A 16,476-nucleotide genomic window follows, 5' to 3' on the forward strand; every position below is an offset into this window, starting at 1 on the left:
AGCATGACCCAGAGCATCGGCGAACCCGTGGTGACGAAGCGTTTCGTCCACCCCAACGGGACCGTGTCGCATTTCCACGTCAGGGGCGGCCGGGTGCTGCTGACGAGCGTGCATCCCGAACACGCCGGCAACCCGGCCGAGATGGACCGGGCCGAGGTGCTGCGCGCCTGGGACGCCGTGACGGAGCAGGCCGAAGCCGACGGCCTGCTGGGTTGACGGCGCCCCGGCGCGGGCCGGACGCCCGCGCCGGCGCCGGCCTCAATATTCGGTGGACTTGAAGCTTTCGAGCGCCGTCACCGCGTCCCACCACGCGGACACGCCGGGCAGCGCCAGGAACTCGTCCTTGTGGGGCGTCAGGACCACGTAGGCGAAGATCGGCGCGAGATACAGGTCGGCGAGGCTCGGCTCCGCGCCGGCGATGAAGCGGTCCGACCCGCGGATCTTCATGAGCTCGGCGATCACCGCCTTGCCGTCGGCGATGCCCTTGTGGTGCATCTCCTCGTTCTTGCCGCCGACGAAATCGGGGAACAGGTGGTAGGCCACCACGCCTCCGATGAGCGGCATGTAGCCGTAGCTGTCGATGATGCTCACCGTCATGGCGGCGCGCGCCATCGACTTGGGCTCGGCCGGCACGACCTTCCTGCCGGGCAGCACGGCGTCGAGGTAGGCCGCGATGGCGGGCGTCTCGATCACGCGGAACCCGTCGACGTCGACCACCGGCACCTTGCCGAAGGGATGGCGCTCCAGGTGCTCGGGCGATTTCGGCTCGCCCTTGAGCACGTTGACGGGGACCTGCTCGAAATCGGTGACGCCCTTCTCGGCGAGCAGCATCTTCACGGTTCGCACGTAGGTGGAGTTGTTGAAGCCCCACAGCTTGATCGTCGGCATGTCGTCCTTCCGCGGTGTCGCGACGGGGAGGATGGAACCGCGCGGGCGCGGATCAAGGCCGCGGGCCCGCCTGGGTGGCCGGGACCGTGCTGCGGCGGTGGGTCGCAAGTTCGGACCCGTCGCGGTCCGGGGCCGTTGGGACGGCGATCCCGCACCCCGGAGTTTCGCCATGACCGATGCCGCCGTCGACCGCCTGCGCATGCAGGACCCCCGGAAGCAGTACCCGCAGCCGCCCTTCCCCAAGCAGCCGCAGGGCGCCCCGGGCCTCGCCCGTGAGATGGACCCGAAGCCCGATCACGGGGAAGCGAGCTACACGGGCTACGGCCGGCTGAAGGGCCGCAAGGCGCTGGTGACGGGCGCGGATTCCGGCATCGGCCGCGCCGCCGCGATCGCCTTCGCCCGGGAAGGCGCCGACGTGGCGCTGAGCTACCTCGCCGAAGAAGGGCCCGACGCCGAGGAGGTCAGGAAGGTGATCGAGGCCGAAGGGCGCATCTGCGTCCTGCTGCCCGGCGACATCACGGACGAAACCTTCTGCCTGGAGCTCGTCACCAAGGCGGCGGCCGGCCTCGGCGGCCTCGACATCCTGGTCAACAACGCCGGCAAGCAGACCAACCAGGCGGACCTGGACGACATCACCTCCGAGCAGTTCGACCGGACGATGAAAACCAACCTTTACGCCATGTTCTGGATCACCAAGGCGGCGCTGAAGCACATGCCGGCCGGCGCTTCCATCATCAATACCGCCTCCGTGCAGGGCTTCAGCCCGTCGAAGGGCCTCGTCGACTACGCCACCACCAAGGCCGGCATCATCGCCTTCACGGAAGCGCTGGCGAAGCAGCAGATCGAGAACGGCATCCGCGTCAACGCCGTGGCGCCGGGCCCGTTCTGGACCGCGCTGCAGCCGTCGGGCGGCCAGCCGCAGGAGAAGGTGGCGAAGTTCGGCGCCGAAGTGCCGCTCGGGCGGCCGGGCCAGCCGGTGGAATGCGCCCCCATCTACGTGTTCCTGGCGTCGCAGGAGGCGAGCTACGTGACCGGCGAGGTTTATGCGGCGACGGGGGGCAAGGGCACGACCTGAGCCCCAGACGACGGTCCATCGAGCCTCATGCGGTCTTGTCGATGCGGGCTGGCGACAAGGCATCCGCCGCCAGCCCGAGGTCGACGTTGCGGCCGGATATCGTCACCGCGATGACCCTGTCGGCGAGTGATCGTCGGCAGGTGAGGGCTGCCGCCAGCGCCACCGCTCCCCCCGGTTCGACCGCCAGCCCGAATTCGCTGAATGCGACCTGCATAGCCAGTCTGGCATCGTCGTCCGTCACCGCGATCGTGTCGGCGATGCGACCTTTCAGGATCTCGAACGGGATCGCTGCGGTATGGAGACCGCCGATCGCGTCGCAGATCGTCCGGCCGCCGGGTGACAGATCGAGCCGCCGTCCTGCCGACAGGGACCGAGCCATCTTCTCGAAGCCCCGAGCTTCCACAGCGACGAGGCGCGTCTGCGGAGACAAGGCTTCGAGAGCCAGAGCGCAGCCTGCCGCCAGTCCACCGCCGGAGCAGCAAACGAGCAGCACATCAATGGTCAGACCCATTGATCGTGCTTGCTCGACGATCTCAACCGCCGCGGTGCCCTGACCCGCTACGACCCAGGGGTCGTCCGCGGGGGGCACGAATACCCGGTGTTCGCGTGCGGTGATCTCCGCTGCGACCGCAGCTATCCGATGGGCGGGAGCCTGGACTACGGTGCCCCCATGAGCCTTGATCCGCTCGACTTTCGCCGACGAAGCGTCGTCTGGGGTCACCACGGTCGCGGTCGTCCCCATGAGCCCGGCGCAATGGGCGAGCGCCAGGCCGTGATTTCCCGAGGATCGCGCAGAAACGCCTCGTCGGCGCTCGTTCTCCGTCAAGGCAGCGACGCGATTCGCAGCCCCTCTCAGCTTGAATGAGCCGGTGACTTGGAGGTTTTCCGCCTTCAGCAAAAGCCGCCCGTCGATCTTACGGTTCAGCCAGGGCGATTCGAGCAGTGGCGTCCGCGTGCAAATTCCAGCGATCCGCTTGGCTGCGGCGCGAATGTCGTCGAACGTCGGAAGAGCCGCTGTATCCGGGAGATCCGTGGTGGACATGGGACTGCTTTCGCGGTTGCGATCCGCCTTCTGCCGACCGCTCTGCATTTTCGGAACGTTCGGCCCTAGGTGCAACCTCGATCGTTCGATGGCAGCGGTGCCGCTCGCCCGTTTGTCACTGGTTCCGATGCGCTCACCCGGCGGCCCGGCATTCGCCGAAGCCGCATTGCAGGAGCACGGCGGCGAGGTTGACCGCCGCCAGGGCGACCACGGCGAGGCCCGCCCACCCGGCGAGCCTCGCGACCCTCGGGGACCGCCGCGCGTCGCGCGGCGCCGCGCCGAACAGCGCCAGGCGGCCCGCGAAGCCGGCGATCAGCGCCGCCGCGATCACGACGGCCCAGACCGGCATGTGCAACCCCAGCACCGCGCTGCCCACATAGGCGTGGCCGGGCCGGGGCACGATGTCGAGCAGCACCTGGCGGGTGGACACGACGAGCAGGAACGTCGCCGAAACCAGGCCGATCCCGGCGGCGCGGACGCTGTCGCCGGGCCGGAAATGCATCATCAGGCCGAAGCAGGCGCCGAACATGCCGACGCGCTCCAGCAGGCACAGCGGGCAGGGCGCCTCGCCGAAGCCGAACTGCAGCACCAGCGCGGCCGCCAGCACGGCGGCGACGCCGAACAGCATGGCGAGCGCGGCGAGGTCGTCGAGGCGGGCGGCCCTCATGCGGGGCGGCCCTGCACGGCCGGCGCGGCCCGGACCTGAAGCCAGGGCATGCCGAAGCCGTCCGTCGGGCTGTGGACCTCGAACAGGAACAGGCCCGCCGACAGCGCCAGGCAGGCGAGGGCGGCCGACAGCGCGATCCACCGAGGGGCGTAGAGCAGGCACGCGAGCGCGGCGGTGAGCGTCGCGAAGATCAGGGCCATCACGGCGCGTCTTCCTCCGGGTTCTGGAAACGGACCGGCCTGACTTAGCCGATCCCGCGCCGCCGCGGGAGCCGTCCGTCGCGGCGGCCGCATCCCGGCCTCCGGGGGCGCGACGGGTGACCGTGGACGGGCGTTGACGCTCCACACCCCATGGAGCCCGCATGACCCGTTCCCGCCTGCCCGCCTCGCTCGCCGCTTCCGTCGCCCTTTCCGGCGCCCTCCTGGCCTCGCTCCTGCCCGCGGCGTCCCGCGCCGCCGACGCCCCCGCCCTCGCCGAAGTGTGGGGACGGTCCACCATCCCGCTCGGCGATCCCGCCTTCGCGGCCGACGGGCGCCTCGTCACCAGCCACCATCCGGCCTTCGCCACCGCCGAGCGCGTCAGCGTCTTCGCCGCGCCCGACCGGCTGGAGCCGTACCCGGACGCCGGCTGGAACGCCGGCCCGTCCGGCCCGGACCATTTCGACAGCGTGCAGGGGATGCACACGGATTCGAAGGGCGTGATGTGGATGGGCGACATGGGCGAGCGCGAAACCGCTGTGCCCAAGGTCGTCGGCTGGGACACCAAGGCGAACAGGCTCGTCAAGACCATCCTGCTGCCCCCGCCCGCCACGGTCCCGGCGTCCGAGCCGCAGGACCTCGCCGTCGACGAAACGCGCGGGCTCGTCGTGCTGGCCGACGAGGCCACCGGGCAGGGCGGCGACGGCTCGCAGGGCGCGCTGATCGTGGTCGACATCGCGTCGGGGAAGGCGCGGCGCGTCCTGCAGGGGTCGCGGGGCGTCGTGCCCGAGGATCGGGACATCGTGGTCGACGGCCGCCACCTGCAGCGGCTGGACGCCAAGACGGGCAAGCGCGCGCCCATGCGGGTCGGGGCCGACGGCATCGCCCTCGACGCCAGGTCCGAGTGGCTCTACTTCGGGCCGCTCAACGGCAGCTCGGTGTACCGCATCCGCATGGCTGACCTCGCCGACGCGTCATTGAAGCCGGGCGACCTCGAAGGGAGGGTCGAGCGCTACGCGGCGCGCCCCAACGCGGGCGGCATGATGATGGACGCCGACGACAACCTGTACCTCACCGAGATCGAGCATCGCGCCGTGGGGGTGATCCCCGCCGCCGACCGCTGCTACCGGCGGGTCGCCACCAGCCCCGACATGCTGTGGCCCGACGGGCTGGCGGCGGGGCCGGACGGGATGGTCTACGTCACCGTCACGCAGCTCCCGCTCGCGGCGCCCTTCGACGACGGCGACATGAAGGCCCGCGCGCCCTTCCTGGTGATGCGCTTCAAGCCGCAGCCGATCGGGGCGCGGGCCACCTGCGGCTGAGGCGCCCGGTTCGACCCCGCCGGGCCGGCCATCCCGGCCCCGAGCGGAAAGCCCGGCCGCGCGGCCCGGCCCCGACGCGGTTCACAGCCCCGCGGCGGCCCGCAGGGCGGCGTTCATGCGGTCCTGCCAGCCGGGGCCTTCGGCCTGGAAGTGCTCCAGCACGTCCTCGTCGATCCGCAGCGTCACGCTTTGGCGCGCGCCCGGGATGGCGGGCGGCTTGGCGGGAGCGGGGGCTGACGGCTTCGCGGCGCCCTTGCTGAAGACGGCTTCGGCCGCCGCGAAGGGGTCGCGCGGCCTGCGGGGTCGGTCCATGGCGGGGTCCTCGGGTGATCCGCCCTGTGTGGCGCCGGCGGTGCCGCGCCGCAAGGGCGGACATCGCGGCGCACCCCCGGCCGGGAACGGCCCCGCTTCGCCGGACATTGCGTCAGGCGACGACCGTGGGGAAACTGCCGATGAACGCACCGACATTCGTGGGCCAGCCCCTCCGCCGGGTCGACGGCCGCGCCAAGGTGACGGGCTCCGCCGCCTACGCGTCCGACATCCGCCCGCCGGACCTCGCCCATGCGGCCCTGGCGACCAGCCCCGTTGCCAGGGGGCGCATCCTCGCCATCGACGCGCGCGACGCCGAAGCCGTGCCGGGCGTGCGCGGCGTCTTCACCCACCGCGACTTCGCCGGCGCCGTCCGGCCCGTCGACTACGTGATGGGCGGCGGCCACGCCAACTCGACGTTCCGGCCCCTCGACGGGCCGGAGGTTCGCTACCATGGGCAGATCATCGGCCTCGCGGTGGCGGACACGGTGGAAGCCGCCGAGGAAGCCGCGGCCCTGATCCGCTTCACCTTCGCCGAGGAGGAGGCCGAGCCGCGCCTCGACCTCGCGTCGGGCGCGCCGGAGCCGCTGGCGGACCTGTCCGCCAAGCACCACGACATCGCCCTCGGCGACGCCGACGCGGCGCTGGCGTCGTCCAACATCGCCGTCGACGGCCGCTATGCGACGTCGATCCAGCACCACAACCCGATCGAGCTGTTCTCGACGACCTGCGCTTGGGACGGCGACCGGCTCACCGTCTACGAGGCTTCGAAATACATCGACGCGGTCAAGCACGGGTTGGCGCGGCAGCTCGGCCTCGACCCCGCGGACGTGCGCGTGGTGTGCCCCTTCATCGGCGGGCACTTCGGCTCGAAATTCGCCCTGTCCCAGCACACCGCCCTCGTGGCGCTGGCGGCGAAGCGGCTCGGCCGGCCGGTGTCGCTGGTGCCGACGCGGCGCGACTGCTTCACCATCGCCAACCACCGGCCCGAAACGCGCCACCGCGTGGCCCTGGCCGCCGACGCCGACGGCCGGCTGCGGGGCCTGATCCACGAGGCCGCCATGGCGACGTCGCGCTTCGACGACTTCGCCATGGAGGGTACGGATGTCACCGCGGCGGTCTACGCCTGCCCGGCGATCCGCACGGCGGAAACGGTGCTGCGGGTCGACCGCAACACGCCGGGCCCCATGCGGGCTCCGCCCGAGGTCCCCTCCGTGTTCGCCCTCGAATCCGCCATGGACGAGCTGGCGGCCACGCTCGACCTCGACCCGATCGAGCTCAGGCGGCGCAACGAGACGCGCGTGCGGCCGGAGGACGGCGCGCGCTTCTCGACCCACCCGCTGATGCGCTGCTTCGACATCGGGGCCGAGGCCTTCGGCTGGGGGCGGCGGCGGTCCGCGCCGGGGACCTCGCGCGACGGGGACTGGCTGGTCGGCCTCGGCTGCGCCAGCACGGTCCGGCCGGTGAAGACGGCGCCGGCCTGCCTCCGCGTGGCGATCGAGACCGACGGTTCGGGCACCGTCGAGACGGCGCATCACGAGATCGGCAACGGCCTTCGCACGATCCTCGCCCAGCTCGCCGCCGACGGCCTCGGCCTGACGCCGGACCACGTGACGGTGCGGCTCGGCGACACCGACCTGCCGCCCGCCGCGGTTTCGGGCGGCTCTTCCACCACCACCGCGCTCGCGCCGGCCGTGGAGCGGGCCTGCGACGCCCTGCGGCTCGCGCTCGGCCGCGCCGCCGCAGCCGGCGGGGGGCCGCTCGGCGGCCTCGACCCCGCCTCGCTCCGGCTCGCCGGCGGGGCGCTCCATTCGCCCGACGGGCGCTCGGAACCGCTGGCGGCGATCGCGGCGGCGGCCGGCGGGCGCGTCGCGGTGGAGCACGAGCACCTGCCGCCGGGCTTGAAGCCCGCCATGATGGAGAACCTGAAGGGCGGCCGGAACGCGCTCGGCCAGCCGTCCGCGCTGGCTTGGGCCTTCGGGGCGCAGTTCGCCGAGGTCCGGGTCCACGCCGTCACGGGCGAGATCCGCGTGGCGAAGCTCCTCGGCGCCTTCGCGGCCGGCCGCATCCTCAACCCCCGCCTCGCCCGCGACCAGCTCGTCGGCGGCATGGTGGGGGGGCTGGGCGGGACGCTGCTGGAAGCCACGGTCGTCGACGGCCGCACGGGCGCCTACGTCAACCGCGACCTCGCCGAGTACCACGTGCCCGTTTCGGCCGACATCGCCGAGGTCGAGGCCATCCTGGTCGAGGACGACGATCCCGCCGCCAACGAGGCCGGCGTGAAGGGCATCGGCGAGCTCGGCATCATCGGCGTCAACGCCGCCATCGCCAACGCGGTGTTCAACGCCACGGGCGAGCGGTTCAGGAGCCTGCCGATCCGCCTGGGGGACCTGCCGGGCTGACCGGACCTCCCGCCCGGGTTGCCTTCGCGGCCCACGGCGCGTAAGGACCGGGCTTCCGCCCGCCGACACCCTTGGAGGCACGGGCGCGAAACAGCACGGCCGCATCGGGCGGCCGTTTCGCATTTCGAGGACTTGAGAACAATGGCAGCGAGCAAGACCATCGCGGCCGTGGCGCGCAGCGGGCTCGGCAAGGGGGCCTCCCGCAGCGTCCGCCGCGAAGGCCGCGTGCCGGCGGTCATCTACGGGGGCGGCGACGCGCCCGAAGCGATCAGCCTGGCGTTCCGCGACGCCCAGAAGGCCATCTACGCCGGCCACTTCCTGACCACGATCTACGAGGTCGACATCGAGGGCCGCAAGGAGCGCGTGATCCCGCGCGACTACCAGCTCGACAAGGTCAAGGACCAGCCGCTCCACGTCGACTTCATGCGCCTGAAGCCGGGCTCGAAGCTGCGCCTCGAGATCCCGCTGAACCTCGTCAACGTCGACGCGTCGCCCGGCATGAAGCGCGGCGGCACGATCAACATCGTGCGCCACACCATCGAGATGCTCGTGCCGGCCGACAACATCCCGGACAGCATCACGGCCGACCTGTCGACGCTCGACATCGGCGGGTCGCTGCACATCTCCGCCGTGACGCTGCCCGAGGGCTGCGCGCCGGTGCTGCGCGACCGCGACTTCACGCTGGCCACCATCGTGGCGCCGTCGGGCCTGGCCGAGGCCAACGCCGCCGACGCCGCCGCGGCGGCCGCCGCCGAGGCCAAGGCCGCTGCCGGCGCCAAGGGCGGCAAGAAGGCCCCCCCGAAGAAGTGAGGACGGCGGCGGTCGGCGCGCCCGACCGCCAGCGCGCGCTGCTCGACACGCGGCGCGCGCCACCCCGTCACGCTTCGGACGACGCCCGCTCCGGCGGGCGTTTTGCCTCGGACGACGCCCGCTCCGGCGGGCGTTTTGCCTCGGACGACGCCCGCTCCGGCGGGCGTTTTCGTGTCTGGACAACGGATCCCGCGCCATGCTGCTCCTCGTCGGCCTCGGCAACCCCGGCGGCTCCCATGCCGGCAACCGGCACAACATCGGCTTCATGGCGGTGGACGCCATCGCGCGGGCCCACCGCGCGTCCCCGTTCCGGGCGCGGTTCCAGGGGCTCGTGGCCGAATGCATCGTCGAGGGCGAGAAGGTCGTCCTGCTCAAGCCCACGACCTTCATGAACGATTCCGGCCAGTCGGTCGGCGCGGCGGCGCGGTTCCTCAAGCTGGGGCTGGAGGACGTCGCCGTGCTCCACGACGAGCTGGACCTGCCCCCCGGCAGGCTGCGCGTGAAGACGGGCGGCGGCAACGCCGGCCACAACGGGCTGCGCTCGATCACGGCGCATCTCGGCAACGAGTACCGCCGCCTGCGGCTCGGCATCGGCCACCCGGGCGACAAGAACCTCGTCCACGGCTTCGTGCTGAACGACTTCGGCCGCGGGGAGCGCGCCTGGGTCGAGGCCCTGTGCGACGCGGTGGCGGACAACGTCGGGCTCCTGGCGAAGCGCCAGGACACGAACCTGCAGAACAGGGTGCACCTGCGCATGGAAGCGGCCGGCTTCGCCGACGTGAGCCTGCCGGGACGGTGACGCCGGCGCGCCGCCGCGGCGGGAGCGCGGGGCGCGTGCAGCCCGCAAATCACTTTTGCGCGGCGCTCCCCTGGCGTCTCGGCCTCCGCCGCGTCACATGGGGCGGACGGGATCAACAGCAGGGGAGGCCGGTATGGGCAGGGTGGACATCGCGGGTCTGAGCGTCGCGGAGCCGCTGGCGCGCTTTCTGGAAGCGGACGTGTTCCCCGGGGCCGGGGTGGCGAGCCAGGATTTCTGGTCGGGCTATGCCGCCCTGCTGCGCGACCTCGGCCCGCGCCTGAAGGCGCTGCTGGTGACGCGCGACGCGCTCCAGGCCAAGATCGACGACTATCACCGGTCCCGCCGCGGCCAGCCGCTCGACCAGCCGCACTACCTCGGCTTCCTGCGCGAGATCGGCTACCTGCTGCCCGAGGCCGAAGCCGGCACGGTGTCGACCACGGGCGTCGACCCCGAGATCGCCGGCATGGCGGGTCCGCAGCTCGTCGTGCCGATGTCGAACGCCCGCTACGCGCTCAACGCCGCCAACGCCCGCTGGGGCTCGCTCTACGACGCGCTCTACGGCACCGACGCCGTGCCGCACGAGGGCGACGCCGCCATCACCGGCAAGGGCTACAACGAAGCCCGCGGCGCGCTCGTCATCGCCCACGCCAAGGCCTTCCTCGATTCCGCCGTGCCGCTCGCCGGCGCGTCCTACACCGATCTCGCCGGCCTTTCGGTCGTGTCCGGCGCCGTCCAGGCCAAGCTGAAGGACGGCCGCACCGTCGGGCTGGCCAAACCCGACGCCTTCGTGGGCCATGCCGGCGACGCGTCCGAGCCCAAGGCGGTGCTGCTGCGCCACAACGGCCTCGGCATCGAGCTCGCCTTCGACCGCACGACGCCCGTCGGTCGCGGCGACGCGGCGGGGCTCAGCGACGTCGTGCTCGAATCCGCCGTGTCGACCATCATGGACATGGAGGACTCGGTCGCCGTGGTGGACGCGGACGACAAGGTCGACCTGTACCGCAACTGGCTCGGCCTGGTGCAGGGCACGCTGTCGGCGTCCTTCCCCAAGGGCGGCAAGACCGTCGAGCGCCGCATGAACGGCGACCGCAGCTACACGGGGCCGGACGGCGCGGCCGTGACGGTGGCGGGTCGCTCCCTCATGCTGATCCGCAACGTCGGCCACCACATGTTCACCGACATCGTGACGATGGACGGCGCCGAAACGCCCGAAGGCTTCCTCGACGCCGCCGTGTCGGTGCTGATCGCCAAGGCGGACCTCGAACTCAGGCTGAACAGCCGCGCGGGCTCGATCTACATCGTCAAGCCGAAGATGCACGGTCCCGACGAGGTGGCGCTGACGGACGCGCTGTTCGCGCGGGCCGAGGCGCTCGCCGGCATTCCCAAGAACAGCGTCAAGATGGGCATCATGGACGAGGAGCGCCGCACCTCGGCCAACCTCGCCCGCGCCATCCTGTCCGCCAAGGAGCGCGTGGTGTTCATCAACACCGGCTTCCTCGACCGCACCGGCGACGAGATCCACACCGACATGGAGGCCGGCCCCATGGTGCGGAAGGACGCCATGAAGGCGACCTCCTGGATCAAGGCCTACGAGAACAACAACGTCGACGTCGGGCTGAAGCTCGGCCTGCCGGGCCGCGCCCAGATCGGCAAGGGCATGTGGGCGGCGCCGGACCGGATGGCCGACATGCTGGCGCAGAAGGGCGGCCACCCGAAGAGCGGCGCCACCACGGCCTGGGTGCCCTCGCCCACCGCCGCGACGCTGCACGCCATGCATTACCACGAGACGGACGTTTCGGCGGTGCAGGGCGAGCTGAAGAGCCGCGCCCCGGCCCGCCTCGAGGACCTGCTGACCGTGCCGGTGTCCGATTCCAACTGGGCCCCCGACGCCGTCCAGCAGGAGCTCGACAACAACCTGCAGGGCATCCTGGGCTACGTGGTGCGCTGGGTCGACATGGGCGTCGGCTGTTCCAAGGTGCCGGACATCCACGACGTCGGCCTGATGGAAGACCGCGCGACGCTGCGCATCTCCGCCCAGCACGTCGCCAACTGGCTCGCCCACGGCATCGTCACGGAAGCGCAGGTGCGCGACGCGCTGCGCCGCATGGCGGCCATCGTCGACCGCCAGAACGCCGCCGACCCGGACTACCGCGACATGGCGCCGGGCTTCGACGGCGAAGCCTTCCGCGCCGCGTCGGACCTGGTGTTCAAGGGTCGGGCGCAGCCGAACGGCTACACGGAGTTCGTGCTGCACGAGCGCCGGCGGGCCGCCAAGAAGGCCGCGCGCGCCACGGCGTGAGACCAGGGCGCTGCCGGGGACACCGGCGGTGCCGTTCCAAGGAGGGTTCCGCTTCCCTCGGTCGACGGCGACGATCGGAGGGCGGCGTGGCCGGAGCCCGGGGACGGGATCCGTGCCCGAACGTGCCCCGAAACCACGCGGACGGTCCTCCCCCATCGTCGGGGAGGACCTCAGGCCACGACGTTCTAGCGGCCAGGCCCCGGATCCAGCACGGACGGGTGCCGGCTTATGCCGTCGCTGTGGCGCCCGGCCCCGGCGGACGGGGGCTGCGGGGCCCGGACGGCTCCGCCGGTCCCGTCGGCGCCATCGCCGTCCTTCTCGGCCACTTCCCGCTCGGCTTGCCGCCAATGCTGGTCCTGGTAGCCGTCGGCATAGCCGCTTTCCACCCAAAGTTGGTACGCGCGGGCCCTGACGGCGGCCTCTTTGCTGTGATCCATGAACCCCGTTCCCTCGATGCCGCGCGGCATCGTTCGGCCGCGTGGCTCAAATCCGACGCGCTTTCGGCGGATTCGGTTCCCGGTCCGTGCTGCGGCGGATGGGAAGGCCCGGCCGGCCAGTCGCCTCTTCGGTTCCCGCCCATCCCCGCCCATGGAAGCGAGCGGCGCTCGGGGCCGCGGGCGTCAGAACGCGTAGCGCACCTCGCAATAGGGCATCACCTCGGCCAGCAGGGCCTTGAACCGCGCGAGCCAGCGGCCCTTCCAGCCGGCGCGGTAGCGCAGGTTCACCCCGCCGCCCTCGCTGGTCTTGGTTTCCTGGATGTCGGGCGTCCACAGCCAGTCCTCGGCCTTGGGGTGCCACTGCAGGTTCACCTCGTGCAGCGCCGCATTGTGGGTGAGCATGATGATTTCGGCCTTGAGCTGGCGTTTTGCCGGCTCCGACAGCGCCGCGTCCACGGCCTCGAACAGGGCGCGGTAGTCGCCTTCCCAGCCCGGGTACAGGATCACCGGCGAAAAGTTGACGTGGACCTCGTAGCCGGCGCGCACGAAGTCGTCGATGGCGGCGATGCGCTCCGCCATCGGGCTCGTCCGCACGTCGACGACCCGGGCGACCTTCTCCGGCATCAGCGAGAAGCGCACCCGGGTCTTGCCGCCCGGCTCGAAGGCGAGCAGGTCGCGGTTCACCGCCTTGGTGGCGAAGGATCCCTTGGCGTGGGGCGTGCGGCGGAACATGGCCACGAGGTCGCGCACGTTGTCGCTGAGCAGGGCGTCCACGGAAAGGTCGCCGTTCTCGCCGACGTCGTAGACCCAGTCCGTCGGGTCGATCTGGTTCGGCTCGCGCTTCGGCCCGAGCTTCAGCGCGTGGCGGGCGATGGCGGTGCAAACGTCGTCGCAGTTGACGAAGAGCGAGATCGGGTTGGCGTAGCCCTTGCGGCGCGGCACGTAACAGTAGGCGCAGGCCATGGCGCAGCCGTTCGACGTGGACGGCGCGATGAAGTCGGCGCTGCGTCCGTTGGGGCGCATCGCCAGGCCCTTCTTAACCCCCAGCACCAGCGCGGACCGCTTGGTGCGCAGCCAGTCCTCGGCCAAGCCGGCGTTGCCGTGCAGTTCGGGGATGCGCCAATGCGACTCGACCGGGATGCGCCGGGCCGCGGGGAACCGCGCCAGGATCTCGCGCCCGCGCCCGTAGCCCTCGACGGCCGGCTCCAGGTAGATCGTGTCGATGGCGAGCAGGGACCGGAGGTCGGACATGGGGACGTGGACTTCCGGCGGACAAAGGGGTTCTGGTACCAGCGGTCAGGAGCGGCGGCCTCCGGCCAGCCGGACGGCGCGTCCCCGCTGGCGCGGCGCTTGGCGGCGGCGATGCGTCCTGCACGCCCGCCGCTCCCTGTGAGATGGCGCGCGGACGGCCCGAGGGCCAGGGCCGCCCGTCGGGAGAGCCGCCTCGGTGTTCGAACTCGTCCAGTCCCTGTCGCTGCCGTCGCTGCTGGCGGTGCTGTTCCTGGCGCTGGTCGCCGCGAGCGAGGCCGGCCACCGGCTCGGCGCCCGCCACGACGGCCCGCGCGACAAGGAGGCCGGCACCATCGCCACCGCGGCCTTCGCGCTCCTGGCGCTGCTGATCGCCTTCACCTACTCGATGGCGCTGATGCGCTACGACATGCGCCGCGCCGTCGTCCTCGACGAGGCCAACGCGCTGCGCAACGCCGCGCGCCTGGCGCCGCTGCTGCCCGACGACGACGGCGCCGCCATCGTCAACGACCTGCGCCGGGCGCTGGACCTCGCCCTCGGCCTGGGCGTCCCCTACGACCCGGCGAAGTTCGACGCCGACGTGGCCGAATCCGCGACCGTGTCGGCCCGCATGTGGGGCCACCTCGGCGCCGCGGTCGCGGCGCAGCCGGGCTCCCTGCCGGCGACCCGCATGAGCCAGGCGCTGACGGCGCTCGACGACGCCGTGGAGCGGCGCACCACGGCGCTCCGCAACCACGTGCCCATGACGATCTACGGCATCCTGGCCGGCACGGCCCTGGTCGCCATGGGGTTCGCCGGCTACGGGGCCGGCGCCGCGGGGGCGAACCGCCGTGCTTCGGCCGCCGTGATGGCGCTGCTGCTGTCCTGCGTCATCACGGTGACGCTCGACCTGCAGCGGCCGGACCGCGGCACCGTCGAGATCCCGCTGACCCCGCTGCAGGACATCCGCGGGGCGCTGCCCCCGCTGCCCTGACGGCACCAGCGCCACAGGCAAGGCCGGATTCCGCGCGAACCTGTGGATAACCTGTGGAGAACTGTTGAACAGAAGGGGAACGTGTCTAGGTTCTCCACAGGGAACCGCACGAGGTCACGCCATGGCGACGCTGAAGGAATTCGAGGACGCGCTGCGCGAGCAGGGAATGTCGATGGCGCTGGCCATCCTGGCCGGCCTCAAGGAGCGGGACCGCGCGCGCCGCTCCACCGTGGCGCCGGCCCGCCGCCTCACCGGCCAGAAGATGACGCCCGAGCTCGCGCGCCGCATCCTGGAGCTTCACGGCTCGACCGGCATGACCCAGCAGGAGATCGCCTTCAAGGTGGGGGTGAACCAGGGCCGCGTGAACGAGGTGATCAAGCGCGGCAAGTGGCTGAACGACGACCCGAACTCGGAAGAGTCCAAGGCGCGCGACAAGGCCAAGGCCCGCATCGCCGCCGGCCCGAAGGCCACCGCCGCCGTCCGCAAGCCCCGCCCGAAGGCCGCCGCCAAGCCGAAGCCCCTTCCCGCCCCGGCCATCACGGCGGCGCCGGGCGGGCAGCTCACCTTCCTGTGAAGGAAGCCCCGGTCCGAGTCCGGGGCCTGTCAACCCCGCCCGCGAAGCGTCGGGCTCCGGCATTTTGTCTCGTCACGAGCCGCTTGCCAAAGGCCGAAAGCCGTGTATCATCAAGTCATCGTCAACCAACTGGAAGGAGGTGATCTAGTGTCTCATTGTTTCACGCCGTGTGGGGCTCTGGTCTTCTCTTCGGTGAAGTCCGCGTAACGAGTTCTGGGCCGCACAACGGCTGACAATGCTTTAGCTCTTCGGAGCACGATTTGAGCCGCGGCGCCCGTGAGGGTCCCGCGGCTTTTCCATGTCCGGCGCTCCCGACGGCGTCGCGCTGCCGGCCGGCCTCAGCGTTGGCCGCGGCGCAGGCGCCCGTCGTCGGGAACGCCGCCCGTCAGGCAGGCGAGCGCCGCCGTCGTCAGCGTGAAGCGCGGCGGCGCGAAGGGCCATTCGTCGTCGAGGGACTCCCGTGCCAGCAGGCCGTGGTGGACGAGCTTCTCCGCGATGTCGCGCACGCGGCGCAGGGGGAAGAAGCCCGGATAGGTCGGCGTCCACTCGTCCGCGTCGAGGTCCACCGGCACGAGGTCCCGCCCCGAAACGAACACGTAGGCGAGCAGCTGGTCGGCGAGCGTCGCGGCGGACAGGAACCGCGCCGCCAGCTGGGAGCGCCGGGCCGCGAAGCCCTGCGCCACGCTGGCGACCTCGTCCCACCCCGCCCGGTCCTCGACGTCGAAGGCGGCGTCGGCGAGGCGCCCCCAGCGCCCCGTCACGTCGACCATGGGCAGGGCGAACAGGTTGCCCGCCGTGCGCAGCTCGGCCAGCTCGCCCACGCGCAACTCCTCGGTCAGCAGCACGACGTCCGGGTTGCCCGGTCGCGACAGGTCGAAGGCGCGGCCGAGCCGCAGGCGCCAATCGTGCCCGGGATCCCCGGCGAAACGCGCCCGCGGCCGGCGCTCGAAGCCGTGGGCCCGCCAAGCGTCGAGCACCTGCCGTTCGGCCGCGGCGCGGCGCAGGTCGGACAGGCACCCCTCGACGGTGTCGACGAAGGCCGGCAGGTTCAGCGGCTTCTGGACAATGGCGTCGAAGACGATGCCTTCGGCGTCGCGCAGCTCGAGCCCGCCGGGGTCGGCCGTGACGCCGATGAAGCGCGTTCCGGCCGCCGGTCCGCCGTCGGCGCAGATCCGCCGGGCCGCGGTGGCGCCGTCGATGAAGGGGAGGTGGTAGTCGAGGACCGCCACGTCGAAGCGCCCGCGCCGCAGAGTGGCCAGCGCCAGCGCGCCGTCCTCCGCCACCGTGACGGCGTGGCCCCGGTCGCTCAGCACGGCGGCCATGATGTCGCGCACGATCCCGTCGTCGTCGGCGATGAGGATCTGCGCTGGCATGACCGGGGGGGCCTCCTTGGCTCGCCGGCGACCGTGGCACGCGGATGGTAAATTCTTCGCT

At 72.0% G+C, this 16,476-nt stretch carries 17 protein-coding genes; 9 read left to right on the forward strand and 8 right to left on the reverse strand.

Features of this window, described 5'->3' with window-relative positions; translation table 11 throughout:
• The first annotated feature begins 3 nt into the window (after positions 1–3).
• On the forward strand, positions 4–216 hold the full coding sequence (locus tag D3273_RS06670; RefSeq protein ID WP_129224769.1) for a hypothetical protein: 213 nt from the start codon (positions 4–6) through the stop codon (positions 214–216).
• A 42-nt stretch (positions 217–258) separates the two neighbouring features.
• Here the strand turns inward: D3273_RS06670 and D3273_RS06675 are convergent, their stop codons facing one another.
• Positions 259–888: a glutathione S-transferase family protein gene (locus D3273_RS06675; RefSeq protein ID WP_129224770.1), complete on the reverse strand. Its 630-nt coding sequence runs from the start codon at positions 886–888 to the stop codon at positions 259–261.
• 169 nt (positions 889–1,057) lie between these two features.
• Here D3273_RS06675 and D3273_RS06680 point away from each other — a divergent pair, with 169 nt between their 5' ends.
• Complete coding sequence (locus D3273_RS06680; RefSeq protein ID WP_129224772.1) at positions 1,058–1,963, forward strand: SDR family oxidoreductase; 906 nt, start codon at positions 1,058–1,060, stop codon at positions 1,961–1,963.
• A gap of 25 nt (positions 1,964–1,988) precedes the next feature.
• Here D3273_RS06680 and D3273_RS06685 read toward each other — a convergent pair whose 3' ends face one another.
• The 3 genes from D3273_RS06685 to D3273_RS06695 form a co-directional block, all read right to left on the reverse strand.
• Entirely contained in the window at positions 1,989–3,005 is a 1,017-nt protein-coding gene (locus D3273_RS06685) for a threonine ammonia-lyase (RefSeq protein ID WP_129224774.1), read from the reverse strand.
• Between the two features lie 133 nt (positions 3,006–3,138).
• A complete protein-coding gene (locus D3273_RS06690; RefSeq protein ID WP_245501042.1) occupies positions 3,139–3,672 on the reverse strand; it encodes a disulfide bond formation protein B in 534 nt (177 codons plus the stop codon).
• The gene (locus D3273_RS06695; RefSeq protein ID WP_129224776.1) at positions 3,669–3,872 is read right to left on the reverse strand and encodes a hypothetical protein; all 204 of its coding nucleotides are present in this window, start codon (positions 3,870–3,872) and stop codon (positions 3,669–3,671) included. Before D3273_RS06695 ends, D3273_RS06690 begins: the two co-directional genes overlap by 4 nt.
• Positions 3,873–4,033: 161 nt before the next feature.
• On the opposite strand from D3273_RS06695, the gene D3273_RS06700 reads away from it, so the two are divergent.
• Positions 4,034–5,191, forward strand: coding sequence for an L-dopachrome tautomerase-related protein (locus tag D3273_RS06700; protein ID WP_129224778.1), 1,158 nt, complete (start codon positions 4,034–4,036; stop codon positions 5,189–5,191).
• 81 nt (positions 5,192–5,272) lie between these two features.
• Here the strand turns inward: D3273_RS06700 and D3273_RS06705 are convergent, their stop codons facing one another.
• Positions 5,273–5,503 carry a BrnA antitoxin family protein gene (locus tag D3273_RS06705; protein WP_129224780.1) on the reverse strand — a complete coding sequence of 77 codons (231 nt, stop codon included), beginning with the start codon at positions 5,501–5,503 and terminating at the stop codon, positions 5,273–5,275.
• 140 nt (positions 5,504–5,643) lie between these two features.
• Here D3273_RS06705 and D3273_RS06710 point away from each other — a divergent pair, with 140 nt between their 5' ends.
• The 4 genes from D3273_RS06710 to D3273_RS06725 all read left to right on the forward strand — a co-directional run bounded on the left by D3273_RS06710 (position 5,644) and on the right by D3273_RS06725 (position 11,810).
• The gene (locus tag D3273_RS06710) at positions 5,644–7,902 is read left to right on the forward strand and encodes a xanthine dehydrogenase family protein molybdopterin-binding subunit (protein ID WP_129224782.1); all 2,259 of its coding nucleotides are present in this window, start codon (positions 5,644–5,646) and stop codon (positions 7,900–7,902) included.
• 141 nt (positions 7,903–8,043) lie between these two features.
• On the forward strand, positions 8,044–8,712 hold the full coding sequence (locus D3273_RS06715) for a 50S ribosomal protein L25/general stress protein Ctc (RefSeq protein ID WP_129224784.1): 669 nt from the start codon (positions 8,044–8,046) through the stop codon (positions 8,710–8,712).
• Between the two features lie 196 nt (positions 8,713–8,908).
• Positions 8,909–9,511 carry an aminoacyl-tRNA hydrolase gene (gene pth / locus D3273_RS06720; RefSeq protein ID WP_129224786.1) on the forward strand — a complete coding sequence of 201 codons (603 nt, stop codon included), beginning with the start codon at positions 8,909–8,911 and terminating at the stop codon, positions 9,509–9,511.
• A 133-nt stretch (positions 9,512–9,644) separates the two neighbouring features.
• On the forward strand, positions 9,645–11,810 hold the full coding sequence (locus D3273_RS06725; RefSeq protein ID WP_129224787.1) for a malate synthase G: 2,166 nt from the start codon (positions 9,645–9,647) through the stop codon (positions 11,808–11,810).
• Positions 11,811–11,995: 185 nt separating this feature from the next.
• Here D3273_RS06725 and D3273_RS28120 read toward each other — a convergent pair whose 3' ends face one another.
• Positions 11,996–12,247, reverse strand: coding sequence for a DUF2934 domain-containing protein (locus D3273_RS28120; protein WP_165359402.1), 252 nt, complete (start codon positions 12,245–12,247; stop codon positions 11,996–11,998).
• 183 nt (positions 12,248–12,430) lie between these two features.
• Positions 12,431–13,498: a spore photoproduct lyase family protein gene (locus D3273_RS06735; RefSeq protein ID WP_129224791.1), complete on the reverse strand. Its 1,068-nt coding sequence runs from the start codon at positions 13,496–13,498 to the stop codon at positions 12,431–12,433.
• A gap of 196 nt (positions 13,499–13,694) precedes the next feature.
• Between D3273_RS06735 and D3273_RS06740 the strand changes: the two genes are divergently transcribed.
• Positions 13,695–14,468, forward strand: coding sequence for a bestrophin-like domain (locus D3273_RS06740; RefSeq protein ID WP_129224793.1), 774 nt, complete (start codon positions 13,695–13,697; stop codon positions 14,466–14,468).
• A gap of 121 nt (positions 14,469–14,589) precedes the next feature.
• On the forward strand, positions 14,590–15,042 hold the full coding sequence (locus tag D3273_RS06745) for an RNA polymerase subunit sigma-70 (RefSeq protein ID WP_129224795.1): 453 nt from the start codon (positions 14,590–14,592) through the stop codon (positions 15,040–15,042).
• A 338-nt stretch (positions 15,043–15,380) separates the two neighbouring features.
• On the opposite strand, the gene D3273_RS06750 is transcribed toward D3273_RS06745, so the two are convergent.
• Positions 15,381–16,415 carry a response regulator gene (locus D3273_RS06750; protein ID WP_129224797.1) on the reverse strand — a complete coding sequence of 345 codons (1,035 nt, stop codon included), beginning with the start codon at positions 16,413–16,415 and terminating at the stop codon, positions 15,381–15,383.
• Between the last annotated feature and the right edge of the window lie 61 nt (positions 16,416–16,476).

The organism is Lichenibacterium minor (assembly GCF_004137685.1).
Lineage (GTDB): Bacteria > Pseudomonadota > Alphaproteobacteria > Rhizobiales > Beijerinckiaceae > Lichenihabitans > Lichenihabitans minor.

Bases quoted from the DNA above. Each gene is read 5' to 3' on its own strand.
- D3273_RS06735 (WP_129224791.1), bottom strand. From the start codon at position 13,498: ATGTCCGACCTCCGGTCCCTGCTCGCCATCGACACGATCTACCTGGAG.
- D3273_RS28120 (WP_165359402.1), bottom strand. From the start codon at position 12,247: ATGGATCACAGCAAAGAGGCCGCCGTCAGGGCCCGCGCGTACCAACTT.
- D3273_RS06685 (WP_129224774.1), bottom strand. From the start codon at position 3,005: ATGTCCACCACGGATCTCCCGGATACAGCGGCTCTTCCGACGTTCGAC.
- D3273_RS06670 (WP_129224769.1), top strand. From the start codon at position 4: ATGACCCAGAGCATCGGCGAACCCGTGGTGACGAAGCGTTTCGTCCAC.
- D3273_RS06750 (WP_129224797.1), bottom strand. From the start codon at position 16,415: ATGCCAGCGCAGATCCTCATCGCCGACGACGACGGGATCGTGCGCGAC.
- D3273_RS06710 (WP_129224782.1), top strand. From the start codon at position 5,644: ATGAACGCACCGACATTCGTGGGCCAGCCCCTCCGCCGGGTCGACGGC.
- D3273_RS06700 (WP_129224778.1), top strand. From the start codon at position 4,034: ATGACCCGTTCCCGCCTGCCCGCCTCGCTCGCCGCTTCCGTCGCCCTT.
- D3273_RS06690 (WP_245501042.1), bottom strand. From the start codon at position 3,672: ATGAGGGCCGCCCGCCTCGACGACCTCGCCGCGCTCGCCATGCTGTTC.
- D3273_RS06695 (WP_129224776.1), bottom strand. From the start codon at position 3,872: ATGGCCCTGATCTTCGCGACGCTCACCGCCGCGCTCGCGTGCCTGCTC.
- D3273_RS06705 (WP_129224780.1), bottom strand. From the start codon at position 5,503: ATGGACCGACCCCGCAGGCCGCGCGACCCCTTCGCGGCGGCCGAAGCC.
- D3273_RS06680 (WP_129224772.1), top strand. From the start codon at position 1,058: ATGACCGATGCCGCCGTCGACCGCCTGCGCATGCAGGACCCCCGGAAG.
- D3273_RS06745 (WP_129224795.1), top strand. From the start codon at position 14,590: ATGGCGACGCTGAAGGAATTCGAGGACGCGCTGCGCGAGCAGGGAATG.
- D3273_RS06675 (WP_129224770.1), bottom strand. From the start codon at position 888: ATGCCGACGATCAAGCTGTGGGGCTTCAACAACTCCACCTACGTGCGA.
- pth (WP_129224786.1), top strand. From the start codon at position 8,909: ATGCTGCTCCTCGTCGGCCTCGGCAACCCCGGCGGCTCCCATGCCGGC.
- D3273_RS06725 (WP_129224787.1), top strand. From the start codon at position 9,645: ATGGGCAGGGTGGACATCGCGGGTCTGAGCGTCGCGGAGCCGCTGGCG.
- D3273_RS06715 (WP_129224784.1), top strand. From the start codon at position 8,044: ATGGCAGCGAGCAAGACCATCGCGGCCGTGGCGCGCAGCGGGCTCGGC.